Source organism: Fibrobacter sp. (assembly GCF_045131395.1).
GTDB lineage: Bacteria > Fibrobacterota > Fibrobacteria > Fibrobacterales > Fibrobacteraceae > Fibrobacter.
In genome coordinates, this window is record NZ_JBGUQY010000024.1 from 139,054 (window position 1) to 157,744 (window position 18,691).

The window sequence follows — 18,691 nt, forward strand, 5'->3', positions numbered from 1 at the left end:
GACACAAATCAGCCTTTTTCTTTCAAATTTTACCAATTCTGCATAATTTTAAAAATTTCAGCAATTTCAAGAATACAGCCTGTATTCCAGGAATACAAGAATTCACTATACCTTTGGTATATTACCAAAAGCATAGTGTGCTTTGGGAACACTTTAACGCATTTATTTCTTTTTATACTGCGTGTGAATTATTATAGAATAACCGTATACAAACTTGGTCAAAGTATTACCAGCCATCGCTGAGGCGGCACGCATTCCGGCCCCCACATGAACATCAACTTCAAACTTCGCCATTTCGGTTTCTTTTTCGTACAAATGGCGTATAATAATTTCGCTTTTCGTCACGATATGATCATGATTATATTTCGCAGGATCATACTCCTTCTCGGCAACCGTATCCGACTTCACATACGTAAAGCCATTTTCAAGCAGCAAATTTCTAAACACTTCAAGGCTATCCCCAGCCGCATCCTCTTTCGATTGATCCATGAGGATTGTACTAAAAGTTTGCATCTGAACCCAAGCTGTATCCGTCTCATAATGAGCAGTCCAAACTGTTGTAAGGGAGTCGTCATCCCAAGCATCCAGACTTTTCAACGAAAGGTATTCTGCCGCAAAGTCAAATTCTTTTGACAATTTATCAAAACGAAGCGAGCTATAATCGGTCGTCGGCATTTCTTCGAAGCCGTCTTTCAGCACCACGACCTTCACCTTAAAGGAAAAATCACTACCAAACATAATACCCAGAACTCGTTCCTTCGAAATAGAAATCTTGTAAAGAACGTTTTCCTTTTTTAACGAATAAACATACGACAGCGTATCATACCACGCGGCATCTAGGGAATCATTATTTATGACACCTTCAAAAGAAAATTCTTTATCCCCCATCGTCTTTACCAATGCGCTAGCAACGGAATCCCTTCCGCTCTGATAGCTTTCCTGTTTTGCCTGAAGGAACCAAACTTCCTGCTTGCCTTCGCCAAAGCTCCTGTAGCCGATGAACGAATATGTCGAATCGAATAAGTCTAGTTCCGCAGGAAGAGGCGGAATCGTATCTTCGGGTTCACTAGAAGAAGAGCTTACAAACGGATCATAGAGAGAACTCGACGAAACGTCAGCGGAACTACTAGACCCTTCGACTCCGCTCGGGGTGACACTAGAAGACGATTCAGGTTCATCACCCGGAATATGCCAGCGGCCCTTTTCGCACACGAAGTATTCGTTGTACAGTTTACTGAGCTTGTTTATGTTGCGCTTGGTTTCGTTTTCGCGTTTGTCGGTGCAGGCGCCGAGGCCGTAGTTATCCCACCAGAAGTTCGTCACATACTTTTCGAATGCGGGTACGGTGTCGGCATATTTCCAACTTTCCACGTTCTTGCGTATCTTCGAAAGGGAGCCCTTCAAGTCTATATCGCAGGCCCAATCCGCAATCAAGGCCTTGGTGTCGGCATCGTCCCAGCTACCACCCTCTGCAAGCGATATACTGAATTCGCCGATACGTTCGGTAAGTCCCGCCACGTCCACATCGCTTTGCAGGAGTACACTTACCGCGAGGAGCGCGGCGTTGCCATCACCCGTCTTGAAGATGTTCAAGTCTTCGGATTCACCAAAGTCGCCCGCGATTGCAAACGACGCTAGGACCTCTCCTTCGGCCTGCGCCTTCGCATCGGCAATGGACATTTTCTTCTTGTTGACCAAGTACATCACGCGCTCATATTCCAAATGCGTGAGCAAGTTGATATTCACCGTCTTTCTACTCGAAAGATCCGTCAGCGCGCGCAGCGTCACCATGCCCGAAGACTTCTTGCCAGAAACTTCGTCGCGGTAATACCCCGTCGCCTCGAGAATCGCATACTGCGATTCCAGATTAATATCCTTGATGGCAAAGTCGCCCTTGTCGCTCTTGATGGAGCCCTTGAAACTCTTGCCTGTCTGCTTGAGCGTGATACCGTCCAGTTCCTGCACGGCCACTGCGGAACCCGTAACGAACGGACCCTTCTGCGACACTCCGGCCACTTCCAAGTCTACGACAGCGGTAACGCCGGCATCGCCCGAAGCACCGCCACCGAGATCCATACTATCGGAGTCGCCTCCGGAACAAGCCCAGAACATGGCCCCGACTACAAGACTCCCTATAATGCGATTTCTCTTCATCATCCATTCCTTATTCATAAATTTTCTCTCTCCCATATCTAAAATTTCTTTTCTTGACGCATCATCACCTTAGTTCTTCACGCAACGGACTCGGGCATCCGTTAGCGGTCTCTCTTTAACCAAATAACCATTGGTAGAAATTTCGACACCATAGTCGCCTGCAGGTCCAGAAACAAGACGATCAGCCAAAGCCTCTTGCTCTTCTTCTAAAAGGTACGGCCAAATTTCCACAATTTCTACATCGGCCAATCTATAACGATAAGTATTTTGCGTATACGAATGGTAATAGGCCTTCAAGTATACAGTATCCATCGGTGTAAAGCCGAAATCTAAATTATTGTAGAATACGTCAGTCATACCTTTTTGATAAGCAACATCCATATCCGACGTTTTCCACGTTTCATTAAACAGCTTTTTGACACCACCGGCATAATCAATCAAGTTTTTCCACTCTTCGGTATTGGACACATGCCACCCATCTGGACAAATACCTTGATGAACAGAATCGATCAAATCATTTTTAACAACCATCCCCATGTATCTGTCCTCAATTTGCATAGCCTTCGTCCAGATATAGGCACCATCAGATTTGTATTTGAGGTCCTCCGCCATCCATTCATATTTTTTTCCTTTGTATTCAAAACTAACAGTCTTGTATTTGCGCCCATCACGAGAATCAGTCATGATTCCTATTTCGTGTTCAACATTCGCCATGAGAGAATCAAGGTGCTCTTTCGTTGTCAAGCGCCAATAATATCCATTGCAAAGGAAATAACCCGATTGAAGGAATTCATCGCCATAACTTATCGGCTTATTGAATTCTCTGTATTCTCCCCAAAGTGCCTCGGTACAAGATTCTAAACCCATGTAATGCTGAATCAGCTGCGCACTGAAATCGGACATTCGTTTCTCGGACATTATTTTAGTCCAAACATAGGCAATGCCAGCGAGGCCTTGCATAAGCGAATCGTCAAGAACTCCGTCATCTGCGAAATCATTGACAAATTCATCGACATAATCTTGCAGTTTGGAGCAATCAACATCATGTGCTACATCATCATCCATATTAAAATTATCGCGCATTATTTCAATAATTTCATCAGAAGATGCAGAGTACCATGCATTCCAATTTGGATTTTCATCAATGATGCGACTAATGTAGTAGAGAGTTCTATCTGCATCAGATGTATTGTAAATATTCAAATCCTCTGCAGAGGGCGTTTCAATCTTGGCACCAAATGCACCAAGAACCTCTGTTGCAGCCCGTCTCTTAGCCTCAGCAAAAGACTCGCCCTCTTTGATTAAGTTCAAAACTCGTTTGTATTCGAAATGAGTCAAAAGGTTGACATTCACGGTTTCACGTTTCTCCAAATTAGAAACCGCATCAAGGCGCATAGAGCATCTTGAAATTTCGCTATTGCTTTCGTGGTGATAGCGGCCTTCTACAGAAATAAGCACATACTGACTTTCCAAATCTAGACTATCAAACTGAAATTCACCCTCGTCATTAAAAGTCTTAACAACGAACTTTCGACCTGTGGGTTCAAAACTTCCATCATCAGATGTTTCTCTGAGGGTTACAGTGGAACCTTTCACAAACGGGCCCTTCTGCGACACACCGGCAATTCTCTTATTCGAAATACCCACAATGCCAGCATCACCCGACGCGCCACCGGAAATATCTTGATCAGAATTTGAGCAACCCGCAACAAAGACCGCCATCATTGCCATCAACGGGATATATACCAGCCCGCGCCTCATCTTTTGACTCATGTTATTACTCATTGTTCAACTCCTTGTTTAAACCATTTTATTTTTTCAAACGTTCGCTCATGGGGAACAGCTGCACGTTCAGGCGATAAACCTGTTCCGTTTCATCATCTTCTGTCGCAATCGCCACCACGCGGCGGTAATAATCTTCCGTCTCTTTTTTGATGCGCTCGTACGCGCGGCGCGTTAGGCCAAGCGTGTAACCCGACATGACTCGTTCCGAAATCGGCAAGTCAATGGACTTGAGGGCGAATTCGCCCATCTGGCGCTGCAAATCGCGAGCCGCCAGCGGCACCGCCTCTACCGGGGCCATTTTAATCGCCTTGTCCGTTTGGCGGTAATTTCCGTCGCGGTCCTTCTTCAAGAGCTTCGCCTTCACCAAAAAGTCAAGAGTCTCGGAAACTTCCGCCGCCGAAATTTTAGGCTTGCAGGCATGGGCAATTTCAAGAGGCTTTGCGCCCGGCATGTGCGGGGCCAGTTCGCGGATTACAGAATTTTTCCACGACTTGAAATACTTGAATTCCTCGTTTCCGAGGATGCGCACCTTGTGGGCGTTCGCCAGCGCGCAGCGTTCCTCGAAAGCGGCCTTCTTCGCCTCGTTGCTCTTTGCATGCGCATAAGAAACCATCAAGACAAAGTATTCGTGTTCGAAACCGACAAGCCCCATGGCAGTAGCCACCGAACCCGCCGACCCGACGCTCAAATTCTTTTTCCCTTCGCAGACATACTTCAAGTAGACATCCGACGAAAAGCCCGCCTTTTGGGCGAAAGCGTGCCAGGAGAAAGCCGAGCAGCGCTTGCGTTCATCGTAATAGTCCTGAATGAACTTGCGATAATCAGTGTATTCTACTATTTCCTTCATGTCTACAAATATAGATTCATCTAGTCCATTTAGAACATAAAATTTGCGTTTTTAAGCAAATTTTACCACTTTTCAGCATTTTACTAAAATTTCAACATTCTAGAACATGGTCAGCATATTCCTAGAACATGAAAGCAACGGAGCCGAACGGTCTCACAAGAAAGACCTCGCTAGCGTCCTAGCGAGGCTTCTCTCCTAACCGTCCCCTTGCCCGACTCCATCGGGCCCAAACGAGGGGACTCAAATGTATTTTACCATGCCAGTCCTAGTTCTTCACGCAGCGGACAGGATAATACAAATCCCGGTGGAACACACGATTCGAATTCCAATTCCAGACATTTTCCACGACGAAACCTAGATCATCTACCAAGTCGAGCGTGAAATTGTATTCAAAATCAACATAAAAGCGACTACTTTTATCTAGCGACTTTTTCGCACCCGAATCCGTATACTGCAAATAAACAAATAATTCACGAGTTTCATAGTCATCCCTCATCGCATCCCACAAAGACCTCCATTCTTCAACATAGGGAAGATGCCATCCATCCGGGCAAATGCCTTGGATAAATTCACTAAACAACATCTGGTTATGGATATCCGCCTCCAAGCCCACGTAGCTAAACTTTTCATCAGCAGGATAATCAAACACCTGATAACCGTAGTACTCGCGTCCCACCCCGGGAACATTGCGGGCATCGGCCTTAAAACTGTTCTTGGGTTCATATTCCAAAAGGCTCGCCATCCAAGTCGCAATTCTACCGTTCTCCATTTTGACATCTAAAGTCTTATAGACATGGCCATCTCGTTCATCAACCAAGGCGCCATATTTGCCTGCAGTATCCACAGGTTCATCACCTTCGTCTCTGGCCCCATGGTAATATTTCCACACACCATCGCGACAAATTACGCGACTATAAAGGCTATCATTAAACCGGGTCGTTCTCCAGACTTCATCCTGATTGAGGCAGTGTTCCCAGGTAGAATCCCAAGGAGATGCGAACTGCTTCAAATATTTCTGGAAATCGGGAATTTCTGTTGCGCCCATATTCTTTAAATTTTGCAAGACCCCTTTGTATACGCCATCATGATTGTCCATCGAGACAAAGCGCTTTATCTGGGCAATCAAAACGCTGTCATCCCAAATACCGTCTTCTTCTAGATCCATCGCAATAGAAGCCAAACGGCTAGTGACCTCGCCAACATTGGCGGCCGTAAGCATCATCAAAGAGATTGCAAGCAATTTAGCATCACTTTCGCCATTGTTCAAAATATCAAGATCTTCAAAGGACTCTTCCGATTCAGAGAAACCAAACGCTTCCAACACTTCCTTTTCAGCTTGACGCTTCGCCTTATCGACAGGATTTCCATTTTTGACAAGGTAACGAATTCGATTGAAGGACAAATGAGTCAGAATATTAATATTGACATGATCCCGGTCCTGTAAATCAACAAGACTGTTCAACGATATTTTTTGAGCAGAGGTGTCACCCGTTATTTCATCGATATAGTAGCCGTTCGCCACAAGCCAAGCGTAACGATTTTCCAAATTAATTTTTTTCAGGGTGTATTCACCACTATTGTTGTCTATTTCCGTGGAAAAATGCGTTCCCGTCTGAATCAGTCCCTCATCCATTCCATAAAGGGTTACTTCAGTTCCCTTTACGAAAGGCCCCTTCTGCGACGTTCCGTAAATAGTTCTGCTTCCTTCCGACAATGCGGAACTTGAATCGTTCTGACTGCACGCCGCAAGGAACATTCCTAGAACAAACAAAACGCTAATTTGTTTATATCCCTTAAACATATTAATCCTCCATAAACCAGCCTTTTAAAACAGAATGCAGCATCTGTGAATCAAACCGTTCATAGTCATCCCCCGCAAGGATGTCAACAAAATTGTCTAGATAATTCTGAACTTCTTCACAGTATTTTTCGGGTTCCTCTTCATACTGTGTATAATAAGTTTTATGGTCTCTAGAATGCCAATGAACAGTTCCATACTCCTCACCGAAGAGGATATGGTCAACAAAGGTGCTGATTTTTTTCAGAGCCTTGTCGGCATCCCCGCTATTGTTGATATTCAGATTTTCAGAATCTTCCGCCAAATCATCGTAGTAGAACGCCTTCATCAATTCTTGACGGGCCTGTTTCTTGGCTTCTGTAAAGGTCTTTCCTTTCTTTATCAAAGCAAGCGTGCGATCGTATTCCAGATGCGTCAGCACATTCACATTAATTTGCTCTCGATTGTTAATATCAGACAAAGCCCTCAGACTGACTTGGCACACTGAATTTTCAGCCGTCGTTTCTCTTTTATAGTAACCAGTAGCTTCAAGCCTTACATATTGACATTCCAAATTGAGGCCATCAATCTTGAAATCACCCTTATCGCTACGGGTTGTTGCAAAGAATTCCCTGCCCGTGGGTTCGAAGTTTCCTTCTGCTGAGGTTTCCCGGAGGACAATACTGGATCCCGTTACAAAAGGTCCCTTCTGCACCACACCGGCAAGTTCCTTATCTACAATAGCAACAATGCCTTCGGACTCTTCGCTGGTACCCGCGGTATTGCTTTCTAAACAAGCACTAAGCATCGTCCCCAAGGAGCATGCACACAAAATCCAATTCAAACGCCTAAACATTTTCACCCCCATTGTTCTCATCCCGGCCGCCATTCAAATTGTCTGTCAGCGGGAACAGTTGCATATTCAATCGATAAACCTTTTCTACGTTCTTGTCTGCCGAGACAATCGACACGATGCGCTTGCGGCATTCTATAAGTTCTTCAATGACCTTCTCGTAGCTTTCGGCAGTCATACCCATGGTAACGCCGCTAAAGTGACGTTCCGAAATAGGCACGTCGTCTAAAGACTCTAGCGCAAATTCGCCCATCTGGCGTAGCAGGGAATGAACCGCCACCGAAACCACCTTCAGGCGACCAGTGGAAAGAGAATGGTTCGTCTGATGATACAAGCCCTTGATATCCTTTGTCAAGAAACCCGCACTGGTCAGAAAGCGAAGACTGTTGCTCACATCGGCTGCAGAAATAGGGAAACGGCAGGCTTTCGCGATTTCGTGCGGTTTTGCCCCGGGCATAGCCACAGCCAATTCACGGACCACGGAATGTTTCCACGTTTCATAGAAGGTGTACATTTCGCTGCCCAAAATTTTCACATGGTGTGCCGAACTCAATGCTTCCATTTCTTCGAAGCATTTTTTCTTTTCGCGGTCTGTTTTTGCGTTTTCGTATCGAACCATCAAAACGAAGTAGTCGAACTCAAACCCCAGCAACCCCATCGCCAGGGCAGTCTTCTTTGCTCCTTCCTCCCGAAGCCTTGTTTTGCCATCGCAAACCAGCTTCAAGTATGAACCCGATGCGAAACCAGCAATCTTTGCAAACTCGCGCCAGGTAAACGCCGACGTGCGCTTGCGTTCGCGGTAGTAGTCAAGTACGTACTCGCGATAATCTTTGTATTCAATAACTGATTTCATCATGACAATAAAATAGATAATCCCATCTATTCATGCAACAATTTTTAAAAAACAAAAATGTCGTTTTTAAGCAAATTTAAGCACTTTTTGTTTTACGCTAAAGAAATTTCAATTTCATAAAACAAAATACGGAATATATAAAACAAAAAGGGCTAGGTTTTTCCTAGCCCTTCCTGCCCTTAAAACAAGTTAAATGCCTTTCAAAACGACCTTCCTGTAGACAGAGGAATGCCCGTCCTGAACACGGACAACATAGATCCCGCTCTTCAATCCGTTCAACGGGACATTTGAACTTGCGAGCCCCCTCTTGACGACTTCACCTTTTAAGTTCACTATCTGGAATTTTGCCTGAGCGCTTGTTCCATAAAAATGGAGACTCTTCCCTGAAACAACCATTCTCACATCGAGAGGCTTGTCCAAGACCGGCGCCGCAGCCCGTTCCTCTTCTTCATACTGTTCACAAGACATCCAATTATTATTGTAGCATTGATCAAATTCAGGCTCCTTTACCGTTTTCGCGTCACCCTTGCAAGTTCCCCTGGGACCGAATTCAAACAGCCGAAGGGTTCCTTCAACCGCAACGGAATCGACAATATCAAGATAAATATTCTTATCATAATTACAGGGCTTGACTTCATCTGTATCACTTGGATTATAATATTTAAAATTTCCAAGCGACGTTTCAACCGTAGAAACTTTGCTTGTCTTAGGCAAAACGGCGCTACAGAACCCAACACGGATCACGATATCATGGTCAGACATATAGGTTGTGCAGAACCCTTTCGCCTTGGACACGACCGAATCCCGACCTATTGCTTCGTCTCCCTTATCTAGATGAATAGTGATTTCCATATGTTTTTTTGCCAAGTCTTTTTTAATTCGATACTTGTAACCTAAATAGCCTAGGCTATCCATCGTTTCCCTGAAAGAAGGGTAGGGCGTCCGCACAACAGCCGCACTGCCAAGAGAAACACGGGGTTCCTCCGACGTTTCGCAAAACGATCCCGTTATAGACTGACATGCTTTATACTTATACGGAGTATAATTTATCCCATCAAACCATAAGTCCTTGTTCGCTATTCGGGTTTGAATGACGGTGCCACTATTAAAGCCCGCAATCTTATTCACTTCAGTCACTTCATCGCCATTATAGACGTTTTCAAAGAAACACTCACTAATAGTCCCATCGTTACTACCGGCCAAAGCCGCATCATGACGAAATTTAGCGTCCGAATTGAAATAAGAATCCTTTATAATGAGATTCTTGACGACCCCAGTCGATTCAATCGATTCAAACAACCCAACAGACTTATAGCTCGCAATATGAACCCGATCTTTTGTCGTATACAACCCGGAAATAGAATGGAACTGTCCATCCAGGGTTCCAGCGAAAGCTACGGGAGAATCCCAGGAAAAAAATTTGCACTCGGTCCCATTCTTTAGGCATTCATCAGAAGTAACATTCCTGTTGAACACCAGGTCCTTGAGAAGAACCGCTTTCAAGGTCTTATCTCCAGGAGAAACCCTTGCGAACCATACAAGCTGTTCCTCATTTTCGATCTGGTACACGCCATTCTTGATTTTAGGAGCATAATCCCTTAATACGGGATGCTTTTCCCCCTGCTCCCAGATATCTACAAAATAACCATCATTGTTGAGCAAATCGACAATGGTTCCATCCGTAAAGGCAGACTCATCAACAATGGTTCCATAATTCGGATATTCAACGTACCCGTCAGGTTTTTCATTGACCGCAATGCTGTAGGAATTCCTTATTTGCAGATCAGCCGTATCTATGATATTAGTAAACCCGCTTTGATACCATCCTTGAACCTGCCCCACGTTGAAACTGTTTTCTATAACAATGTTGAAAAAAGACGTTCCGACTAGTCCGCCCACCGAACCGCCTTTCACAGATCCTGTATTGTAACATTGATATATAGCTCCATTAGTAGAGCGGATTCCACCCCCAGTTTTTTCGCTATAGACAGTTCCCGTATTGTAACATTGTTCCGCCATCACAAGACCAATTCCAGCAACTTCATCTTCTCCCCAAACATAGCCATCGTTATGGCAACGAAACGCGTCATCAGCGCTTCCCGCGATTCCACCAACCACTTCCGATCCAACAACCACACCAGAAAATGAACTGTTGTATATGTTTCCCCCTCTTCCAGATATACCACCGACGTGACGGCCTCCCTTGATGTATGAATCGGCAATATTCAGGTTTTTGATGATTCCACCCCCATATGAAACATATCCAAAAAAGCCCGCCGGATAGGAAAAAGCGTCTACGTAAAGTCCACTTACCGTATGCCCCTGCCCATCAAAGATGCCATGAAACCGCGTACTTTCGGAGCCAATAGGATTCCATTTTTGAAGAGAGCATGTTCCGCCATCTTTTGCACACTTGAGAGTTGGGGGGACGTCATCCTCTTCTCCAAATTCAACTTCGTCCATCACGTTCTTGTTGATTGTAATATCGTTTTCAAGTTTTGCACAGGTAATCTGGTCCAATTTTTTTTCCTCACCAGAATTCACCTGTTTTGCAAAGCCATAAAGTTCTTCAACCGTTGAAATCGAGTAGCATCCGTCCGCATCCTTTGGGGGAACGGTTGGCGAAATTGCCGACACAGCGTAAGTAGCAAACAGCAGCCCCAATAAAACTGAACCCTTCATAAAACCTCCACAAATCCATTTAGATTTATTTATCCAAAATAATCTATGCAAATATAACAAAATGCTAATTCTATAGATTTCTGTACCGGAGAACAGAAAAGCTCCGACTTTGTCGGAGCGATTCCAAATGACTCACAAAAATTATTTTATGGAAACCCGCTGCACCTGGGAACCGATGCGCACCAGGTAATTGCCAGCGGAATTCACCGGGATAGCAAAGTTCTTGCTATAGATATTCCCCTTACGGAGCACATGTCCCTGCATATCGAACACCGTGTAGAAGCGCGCCGATTCAGAGACTCCCGACACTTGGATATTGCGACCGACCACATTCAGCGTGAACTGCGGGACCTGCGCAACGGTCAGCAAGGCATCCTTACCGCCCTTCTTGCTCGAGCTACTGGACTCGGGTTCATCACTACTGCTCGATGACTTCGGCTCAGAGGAAGAACTAGACGACACGCTACTGGAGCTCTGCTCTTCGCTGCTGGAACTCGAACTCAACTTTGCACAGAGCGGATTCCCTTCCAATTCCACATGGGGAACGAACCCCGTATCCTTCTCGGCAACGAATATCAAAACAGGATTCGTATTCGTCGTATCGTCTCTCCAGTAGCAGAAGCAATAACCAGAGTCAGGAATAAATTCGACCGTATCCTTTTCGCCATAGACATATTCATATCCATCATTCTCACCAACAAAGGTTCCTCTTGTGTCGCCCCTATATATTCCATCCCACCAAATATCATAGAAATATATCTTGTACGTTTCCGGTTCCCACTTGGCATAAAAATCCAGGTTGCCAGAAGCGTCCTCTGAAATTTTCGTGACGGAATCACCTTTATAACCGGCATTGTCGTACCACCCTCTAAAGACATAATGCGGCTGCGGCACCACCTCACTCTCGAAGGGCAACCACTTAGAATATCCCGGGATATAGTAATCGAAATACTTGGCCGTATCTCCTTCAAAGGTATGGAAGGTCACCGACTTCTTAGCAACGTCCGCATTCTTGAGTTCGCCCGAAAGCACCGGATAATCGTCTACACCGACATTTTGCCCCCATATTGCCCCTTCCCAGCCATCGTGCAGCAAGATCGCAACGGCGCCATTCTTTAACAGTTCAGCGCTCACGGGTTTTCCGAGAGTATCATTATCCGTCTCAGAAGCCAGCGAATTCAGGTAATAGGAATTTGTAACATCGATATATATCTTGCCCCCTATTTGAGTGCGGCCTTTCGCAATGGGGGCCCATTCTTTTGCAGCAATTTTCCCGGCACTGTAGCTATTATTGATATACGCTGCATCGAGATAACCAATCCAGCCGACAATTCCACCCACATCGACACTGTATTCGGAACTATCCTGCAACAGGCCCTGACTGTAACAGTTGGTAACATCCAACGATCCGTCTACGCCACCGACAATTCCGCCTATGGACCCTGCATAAGAAACCAAGGTGGCTGAACTATAGGAGTTTTGAACATACGTCATCGAATATTTAGGCTTATTATCCAGGACATATCCGAGTATTCCCCCTGCATACGCCACAATCGAATAGAAATACGAGTCTACAATTCCAACATTCTTGATGTAAACAGGTTCATCCCCCGTTCCATAGGTTGTTCCAACAAAACCTATTCCTTTTTTGTAACCAGTTGATGCCCTATCTTCTTCAAAATACAATCCCGAAATCGTATGCATGTTTCCATCGAAAGTTCCCGCGAAGCTGTCCAGCGGATTCCACTGCATAAAGCCCGCGGCAAGAGACTCATTGAGCGAGCCATCAGAATTCAGGACTTTCTCATTTACAACGATATCCTTCGTCAACTTTCCGCAGGCAGCCTTATTTCTCACATATCCATCGGTCCCGTTCACGATAGAGGCAAAGCCATAAAGTTCCGCGGCGTCTGAAATAACATAGCACCCATCGGCATCTTTTGCAGGGGTTTTAATCTTGAGCCACTTGGCGTAAAAAACCGTATCGCCTGTCGCCATTGCAGAAATGCTATCAACGGGGCTTCCGCTCAAATCCTTATCGGTATACCAGCCGGCAAAAACGTAACCTTTACGAGAAACAAACATTGGAAGTTTAGTACCAATTGTGTAGACATAGGAATTCACTTGATGGTGCGGATGCACCGTCGCATCTTCCATTTCAAGCGTTACCTTGTATTTCCGCTGGTATAGGCCCCAATATTTCACATCTTCAGCCTGCGTTTCGGGGACATAGGTCACCGGCGTTCCCGACAGTTCTTCATTGTCATACCACGCCACCAGTTTGTACCTGTCACGTTCTACATCCGGCAGCTTGTAGCGCAAGCCTTGCGGAATTTTTTTCGTCCAAAGGACGGCGCTTCCCGTATCGAGACTAAGCGTAATCGCATCAAAAGAAGGTTCGCCCGTAATAGAGCCACTAAAATTCGGGAAAGCGTCCACGCCCACATTCTGCCCCCATACGGTACCATCTATGCTAAAGGCATCTTCATAAACTTCACCATAAATTTCAAGGTCAATGTCATAAACATAATCATGCATCACGGTTACAATAGAACCGTTTGCAAAAGCTTCCGAAGACACCGGCTGTCCCAAAAATTCTTCCGTTCCTGGAGCGAGATAAAAAACATTTGCCAAATTATTCTGTTCCTCATTATACAGACTTCCAATCACCGACCTTACATTAAAACCGTCCTCTAACGCGGCAACAGGCCCCACGTTGAAAACATTGTAAAAGTAGATGGTTCCTCTCAAATCACCGCCAATCCCACCAGCATTCTCCTTTGCCGTCACAGATCCCGCATTATAGACATTCATTAAAGCAACATAGGAATCAACGTATCCAACTATTCCAGCGACATTTTTCACTCCACTCACCGAAGCCTTGTTGTAACTATTCGAAATTTCAAGGCCGTACGCCTCATCAAGTCCAACAAGGCCACCCACATGATAATCACCAATAAAGACGCCCTCTACGCTACAACCAGAAATCAGCGTAATCGAAGTATTCAAATAGCCTACGATGCCCCCTATCGCGCGATCCGACTTAAAGAACGCATCCCTGATATGGAGGTTCTTTACCGATGCCGTATCTGCACTGTAATCCGCATGGGAACTTCCATAGAAGTTTCTAAAAAAGCCAACATACCTCGCATCATCGCGATGAGCATCCTTGTTGTAATATAAGCCCGAAATAGTGTGGCCCTTGCCGTCGAATGTTCCAACGAAGTTCCGGATAGGAGTCCATACTGCAAAGTTTGCCGTATCCGATTCATTGAGCGCACCGTCCTTGATGACATTCTGGTTTACGACGATATCCGCGGTGAGTTCGGCACAGCCGTAAAAGGGGTCATCATGCTTAAAAGACCAATCATCCATGAAATCGGCAAAGCCGTACAGTTCCTCTACACTTGAAATCTGGTAGCAGTCTCCCACAAGTTCCGGCATTTTCGGAGCAATTTCTTTTACCGCATGCGCAACTGTGGCGAGCAATGCGACTGATGCAAGCAGGATTTCCTTCTTCGCGAACATGATTCTCTCCTTCTAAGAACAATTAAAATAAATATAACTATAAAAAGAAGCCCCCGACAAAGTCGGGGGCATTCTAATGTCACGGGGTGACTTTCAGACTACGAAAGTCTAGAAATCATGTAACCTGCACAAACTGCAGTACCGATCACGCCAGCCACGTTGGGGCCCATGGCGTGCATCAGCAAGAAGTTCTGCGGGTCATACTTGGCACCTTCCACCTGGGACACGCGAGCGGCCATCGGCACGGCAGACACGCCGGCAGAACCGATCAACGGGTTCACAGGGTTCTTGGGAGTGCACTTGTTCATGATCTTAGCAAGGAACAGGCCTGCAGCGGTCGAGAAACCGAAGGCGACCACACCCATAGCGATAATCATGAGGGTCTGCGGACGCAAGAAGATGTCGGCAGACATGGTGAGACCCACGGAAGAACCGAGGAAGATCGTCACGATGTTCATGAGTTCGTTAGAGGAAGTCTTCACCAAGCGTTCGACAACGCCGGCTTCCTTGAAGATGTTACCGAGCATGAGCATGATGATAAGAGCAGAAGCATCGGGCACCACCAGGATGCAAACGATCATCACCATGACGGCGAACACGATACGTTCGGCCTTGGACACCTTGCGGAGGGCCTTCATACGGATCTTGCGTTCCTTGTCGTTGGTCATGAGGCGCATGATAGGCGGCTGGATCAGCGGAACGAGAGCCATGTAAGTATAGGCTGCCACCGCGATAGGGCCAATCAAGTGCTTTGCTAGTTTGTTTGCAGTAAAGATGGAGGTCGGACCATCAGCACCGCCGATGATACCGATAGAGGCTGCTTCACCGAGAGTAAAGCCACCGAAAGCCACGGCGCAGAACATGGTCGCAAACACGCCGAACTGAGCGCCGCCACCGAGGAGGAGCGTACGCGGGTTAGCGATAAGCGGTCCGAAGTCCGTCATGGCACCCACGCCCAAGAAGATGATGGGCGGGAAGAGTTCCAGGTGGATACCCTGGCTGATGTAGTAATAGAGGCCAGCAGTCGGGGTAAACATACCTTCGATGCTCCAGCCACCATCGTAGAATCCCGCGCTCGGGATGTTCACCGCCAGTGCGCCGAGAGAAATCGGCAAGAGCAACAGCGGCTCGTACTTTTTGACAATCGCCAAGTACATCAGGACGAAACTCACGATCCACATCACGATCATCGAAGGGGTGACGTATGCGAATCCGGTGTCGCCTGCGAACTCAACGACCGAATTTAAAAGAGAACTCATTTATCTGTACCTCTTAGGCGATGGTCATGAGAGTCTGGCCGTCGACGACAGTGTCGGTTTCCTTGACGGCAATGGAGTTCACGGTGCCGGCGCAAGGAGCGACGACCGGGTTTTCCATCTTGAGAGCTTCGATGATAGCCACTTCCTGGTTGGCAGCGACGGTGTCGCCGACCTTAACCTTCAGTTTGAACACGGAGCCAGCGAGCGGGCTCTTCACTTCGGTACCACCGGCAACAGCAGGAGCGGCGGCAGGAGCCGGAGCGGCAGCGGGAGCTGCAGCAGGAGCGGCGGCAACGGCGGCATTGGAATCAAGAACTTCTACTTCGACATCGTAGGTCTTGCCTTCGAAACTGATACGGACGGTTTTCTTCATTTTGATATTTCCTGGCTTAAAAGCCTGTTGAGTTTTAAAAGTTTACCTTACTTGACGATCGTCCAAGCAGGAGAGTTAATGTTTCTGTAAGCAGTCACGCGGCAGGGCTGACCAATAGCCTGGGTCGCCGCTGCGGTCACGAGGGCGAGGAACTGGTCGTTGCTCATGCCCGGGTGTTCTTCGAGGGCTGCCACGGCGGCAATGCCGAGGAAAGCCTGGAGCTGCTTGTTGGTGAAGCCCGGATGAACGCTCTTGGCGTTCGGATCCCAGTCGCAGTGGGCAGGACCGATGGTTACCGGTGCTGCAGCGGCGGGAGCGGCGGCCGGAGCAGCCTTAACTGCAGGTGCCGGAGCCTTGTCCTTGTTGAGGCCGAGCTTGGCCATGATGAAGTTCATGAGGTAGCAGAGCACCGTGAGGCCCACGATGACGCACATCACCACGATAAGACCGGTTGCCTGGAATTCGATCAGGGAGCCGATACCGAAGGTGTCGGAATCACCCTTACAACCCTGTTCGGTCGAAAATTCGCCCTTGCAGTAGGTCGAGCCCAGCTTGGCCTTTGCGATCGGGAGCACCTTGTGGCCGCCGGCGTTTTCGATAGAATCGCGAACGTCGCGTGCAAGGACTGCCTGGTCATAGGTCTTGTAGAGAACCGAATGGTTACCAGAGTGGTTTTCCACGATCTTGTAAACCATGTCGTCATTCATACCCGGCATAGAAAGCTGTTCCTGAACCTGGGCGGCATCGGAGGGGAGCATGAGTCCGAGTTGTTCATCGAACTTGCCCTTCACCTTTGCTGCAGGTTTCGAAGCAACGAGAGCCGGCTGCTGCACATCCTGGGCCGGGGCGGCGTTAGCCACTTCCTGAGCTTCGGGTGCATTGGTCTGTGTTTCGTTCATATTGGATTCAATCCATTCTTTTGGGTTTCTGTTTTGTAAAAATCAGCGGTGAAAATTTAGAAAAAGCGGCGCAAAAACTGCGCCGCCGAAAGCTACATGGTCCCCGTTTCGAGGCCTTTTACGGGTATATAGCGCACCGAGCCGTCTGCGGAGATAATCATGGCGACTCCGGCCATATAGTTCACCCATTTCCATTTTTCGTAATACCTTACGTTCGCATGCCCGTTTGTCGTGTAGGCCAGCAGCGGGACCACCAGGTAATCGTGAGTCACCAGGATATTCAGCCGTTCCATTTTGCGTAAATTCGCCTTGATTTCATCATTCAACAACTTTTCGCTTCGAGATTCCAGATCATAGAAGGCATCGGCATATTCACCCAGGAACGCGTACTTGGAATACACCATCCAGCCGCCCGCGCTATTGATGTACGATTCCGCCTTGTCCGAGTCCTTCACGTACCAATCCCCATCAAGTCCGCCTAGAACTTCCAAATCGTAATTGGACAACCCGTAACCTTCGGCAATGTTTTCGCAGGTTTCCTTGGTGCGGGTATAGCCCGAATAACCGAAATAGATATTTTCCTTTTTCACTTGCGCCAGGCGGGCTCCCAGATTCCGGGCATACTTTTTACCGTTTTCGGTCAAATGGCCCTTTTCGCCCGTTTCGTTAGTGCGTTCACTGTGGCGGATAATGAATACGACCTTTTCGTCGGATTTAAGGCCTGCATAGACTTCCACAAGGTCCGTGAACCCGTCGGCTTCCTGCGGAGTCGCCATGCGCCATGCACCGGAATCATAGATGTAGTAGTTATCGTGAATCACACGGCCTTCGCGAATTTCCTTGTCATACTCGCCCGGTCCAAAACCCACCGTATCCTTTTCCATGGGTTGCGCGATTCGCCATTCCTTGTTATTCGCGTCGCAAATAAAGCGCACGGCCGAATGATCCGAAGTCTCGTAATCATTTGCGAAGAGCACACTCTGGCCCTGATTCACGAAGGTGACGGTTCCGGCGTTCGCTTCGGAACAAGGTTCAAAAAGATAAGCCAGCGGAATAAACCATCGCATGTACTTTTCGAAGTTCGGAATATTCGTCACACCCCAAGTCGTTACGTTGTTACGAATATCGTTGTAACGCCAGGCGGAATCGATACCGACTTCCCAATCCGCAATCTGGATTTTCACATTGGGGTCATTCCACACGCCATCGCCCTTCAGGTCTTCGCCCAAGGTGGCAATAAAATTTCGCGTTTCTTCTTTAGTAAAGCGGTTCTGTACCAACGACGAGATTGCCAGCAGCACCGCATCGGAATCCATGGCAAACTGCAACGAATCTATACCGAACGCGGCCAGGACTTCATACTTGGCCTGTTCCGCCGCCGAGTCCGCGGACACATGGTTCATCAAGAGCTGTTCTACCCGGGGGCGAGACAACAGAGTCAGAATGTTGATTCCGGTAGAACCGGAAGCGCTATCCGCCAATATTTCATAAACAAAGAGAGGGGCACGAACCGTATCGACAACCGGCTCCGGCGTATTGCCATGAGGGTCGTCGGCAACGGGGCTAACTGCATTGCCGTTATCGGAATCGCCGCTGGAACCGCAACCAATCAAAAGCATGGCCACAGCCAATGCAGTCGCCAAACATTCCACACACCACTTTAACCTTACCATCAACCTAC

Annotated in this window: 12 protein-coding genes; all 12 read right to left on the reverse strand. The window is 47.2% G+C overall.

Annotated elements, in window-relative coordinates; translation table 11 throughout:
- Positions 1-162: 162 nt before the first annotated feature.
- Positions 163-2,157 carry a hypothetical protein gene (locus tag ACJMNB_RS07230; protein WP_405340665.1) on the reverse strand — a complete coding sequence of 665 codons (1,995 nt, stop codon included), beginning with the start codon at positions 2,155-2,157 and terminating at the stop codon, positions 163-165.
- 66 nt (positions 2,158-2,223) lie between these two features.
- A complete protein-coding gene (locus tag ACJMNB_RS07235) occupies positions 2,224-3,939 on the reverse strand; it encodes an FISUMP domain-containing protein (protein WP_405340668.1) in 1,716 nt (571 codons plus the stop codon).
- A gap of 25 nt (positions 3,940-3,964) precedes the next feature.
- Positions 3,965-4,786: a TIGR02147 family protein gene (locus ACJMNB_RS07240; protein ID WP_405340670.1), complete on the reverse strand. Its 822-nt coding sequence runs from the start codon at positions 4,784-4,786 to the stop codon at positions 3,965-3,967.
- A 265-nt stretch (positions 4,787-5,051) separates the two neighbouring features.
- Positions 5,052-6,587, reverse strand: a complete 1,536-nt coding sequence (locus ACJMNB_RS07245) for an FISUMP domain-containing protein (protein ID WP_405340673.1) — start codon at positions 6,585-6,587, stop codon at positions 5,052-5,054.
- 1 nt (position 6,588) lies between these two features.
- The gene (locus ACJMNB_RS07250; RefSeq protein ID WP_405340676.1) at positions 6,589-7,419 is read right to left on the reverse strand and encodes a hypothetical protein; all 831 of its coding nucleotides are present in this window, start codon (positions 7,417-7,419) and stop codon (positions 6,589-6,591) included.
- Positions 7,412-8,272, reverse strand: a complete 861-nt coding sequence (locus ACJMNB_RS07255; RefSeq protein WP_405340679.1) for a TIGR02147 family protein — start codon at positions 8,270-8,272, stop codon at positions 7,412-7,414. The genes ACJMNB_RS07250 and ACJMNB_RS07255 overlap by 8 nt, the downstream gene beginning before the upstream one ends.
- 186 nt (positions 8,273-8,458) lie before the next feature.
- Entirely contained in the window at positions 8,459-10,951 is a 2,493-nt protein-coding gene (locus tag ACJMNB_RS07260; protein ID WP_405340682.1) for a T9SS type A sorting domain-containing protein, read from the reverse strand.
- Positions 10,952-11,092: 141 nt separating this feature from the next.
- Positions 11,093-14,479 (reverse strand): InlB B-repeat-containing protein, encoded by a 3,387-nt coding sequence (locus ACJMNB_RS07265; RefSeq protein ID WP_405340685.1) that lies wholly within the window; start codon positions 14,477-14,479, stop codon positions 11,093-11,095.
- 98 nt (positions 14,480-14,577) lie between these two features.
- A complete protein-coding gene (locus ACJMNB_RS07270) occupies positions 14,578-15,738 on the reverse strand; it encodes a sodium ion-translocating decarboxylase subunit beta (protein WP_405340688.1) in 1,161 nt (386 codons plus the stop codon).
- 13 nt (positions 15,739-15,751) lie between these two features.
- On the reverse strand, positions 15,752-16,111 hold the full coding sequence (locus tag ACJMNB_RS07275) for a biotin/lipoyl-containing protein (protein WP_073321322.1): 360 nt from the start codon (positions 16,109-16,111) through the stop codon (positions 15,752-15,754).
- Between the two features lie 47 nt (positions 16,112-16,158).
- Positions 16,159-17,010 (reverse strand): hypothetical protein, encoded by an 852-nt coding sequence (locus ACJMNB_RS07280; RefSeq protein WP_405340691.1) that lies wholly within the window; start codon positions 17,008-17,010, stop codon positions 16,159-16,161.
- Between the two features lie 92 nt (positions 17,011-17,102).
- Positions 17,103-18,683, reverse strand: coding sequence for a histidine phosphatase family protein (locus ACJMNB_RS07285; RefSeq protein WP_405340694.1), 1,581 nt, complete (start codon positions 18,681-18,683; stop codon positions 17,103-17,105).
- Positions 18,684-18,691 lie beyond the last annotated feature (8 nt).

What these genes read in the sequence shown, in the direction of transcription:
- ACJMNB_RS07230 (WP_405340665.1), bottom strand. Translation starts at nt 2,157, where the DNA reads ATGATGAAGAGAAATCGCATTATAGGGAGTCTTGTAGTCGGGGCCATG.
- ACJMNB_RS07235 (WP_405340668.1), bottom strand. Translation starts at nt 3,939, where the DNA reads ATGAGTAATAACATGAGTCAAAAGATGAGGCGCGGGCTGGTATATATC.
- ACJMNB_RS07240 (WP_405340670.1), bottom strand. Translation starts at nt 4,786, where the DNA reads ATGAAGGAAATAGTAGAATACACTGATTATCGCAAGTTCATTCAGGAC.
- ACJMNB_RS07245 (WP_405340673.1), bottom strand. Translation starts at nt 6,587, where the DNA reads ATGTTTAAGGGATATAAACAAATTAGCGTTTTGTTTGTTCTAGGAATG.
- ACJMNB_RS07250 (WP_405340676.1), bottom strand. Translation starts at nt 7,419, where the DNA reads ATGTTTAGGCGTTTGAATTGGATTTTGTGTGCATGCTCCTTGGGGACG.
- ACJMNB_RS07255 (WP_405340679.1), bottom strand. Translation starts at nt 8,272, where the DNA reads ATGATGAAATCAGTTATTGAATACAAAGATTATCGCGAGTACGTACTT.
- ACJMNB_RS07260 (WP_405340682.1), bottom strand. Translation starts at nt 10,951, where the DNA reads ATGAAGGGTTCAGTTTTATTGGGGCTGCTGTTTGCTACTTACGCTGTG.
- ACJMNB_RS07265 (WP_405340685.1), bottom strand. Translation starts at nt 14,479, where the DNA reads ATGTTCGCGAAGAAGGAAATCCTGCTTGCATCAGTCGCATTGCTCGCC.
- ACJMNB_RS07270 (WP_405340688.1), bottom strand. Translation starts at nt 15,738, where the DNA reads ATGAGTTCTCTTTTAAATTCGGTCGTTGAGTTCGCAGGCGACACCGGA.
- ACJMNB_RS07275 (WP_073321322.1), bottom strand. Translation starts at nt 16,111, where the DNA reads ATGAAGAAAACCGTCCGTATCAGTTTCGAAGGCAAGACCTACGATGTC.
- ACJMNB_RS07280 (WP_405340691.1), bottom strand. Translation starts at nt 17,010, where the DNA reads ATGAACGAAACACAGACCAATGCACCCGAAGCTCAGGAAGTGGCTAAC.
- ACJMNB_RS07285 (WP_405340694.1), bottom strand. Translation starts at nt 18,683, where the DNA reads ATGGTAAGGTTAAAGTGGTGTGTGGAATGTTTGGCGACTGCATTGGCT.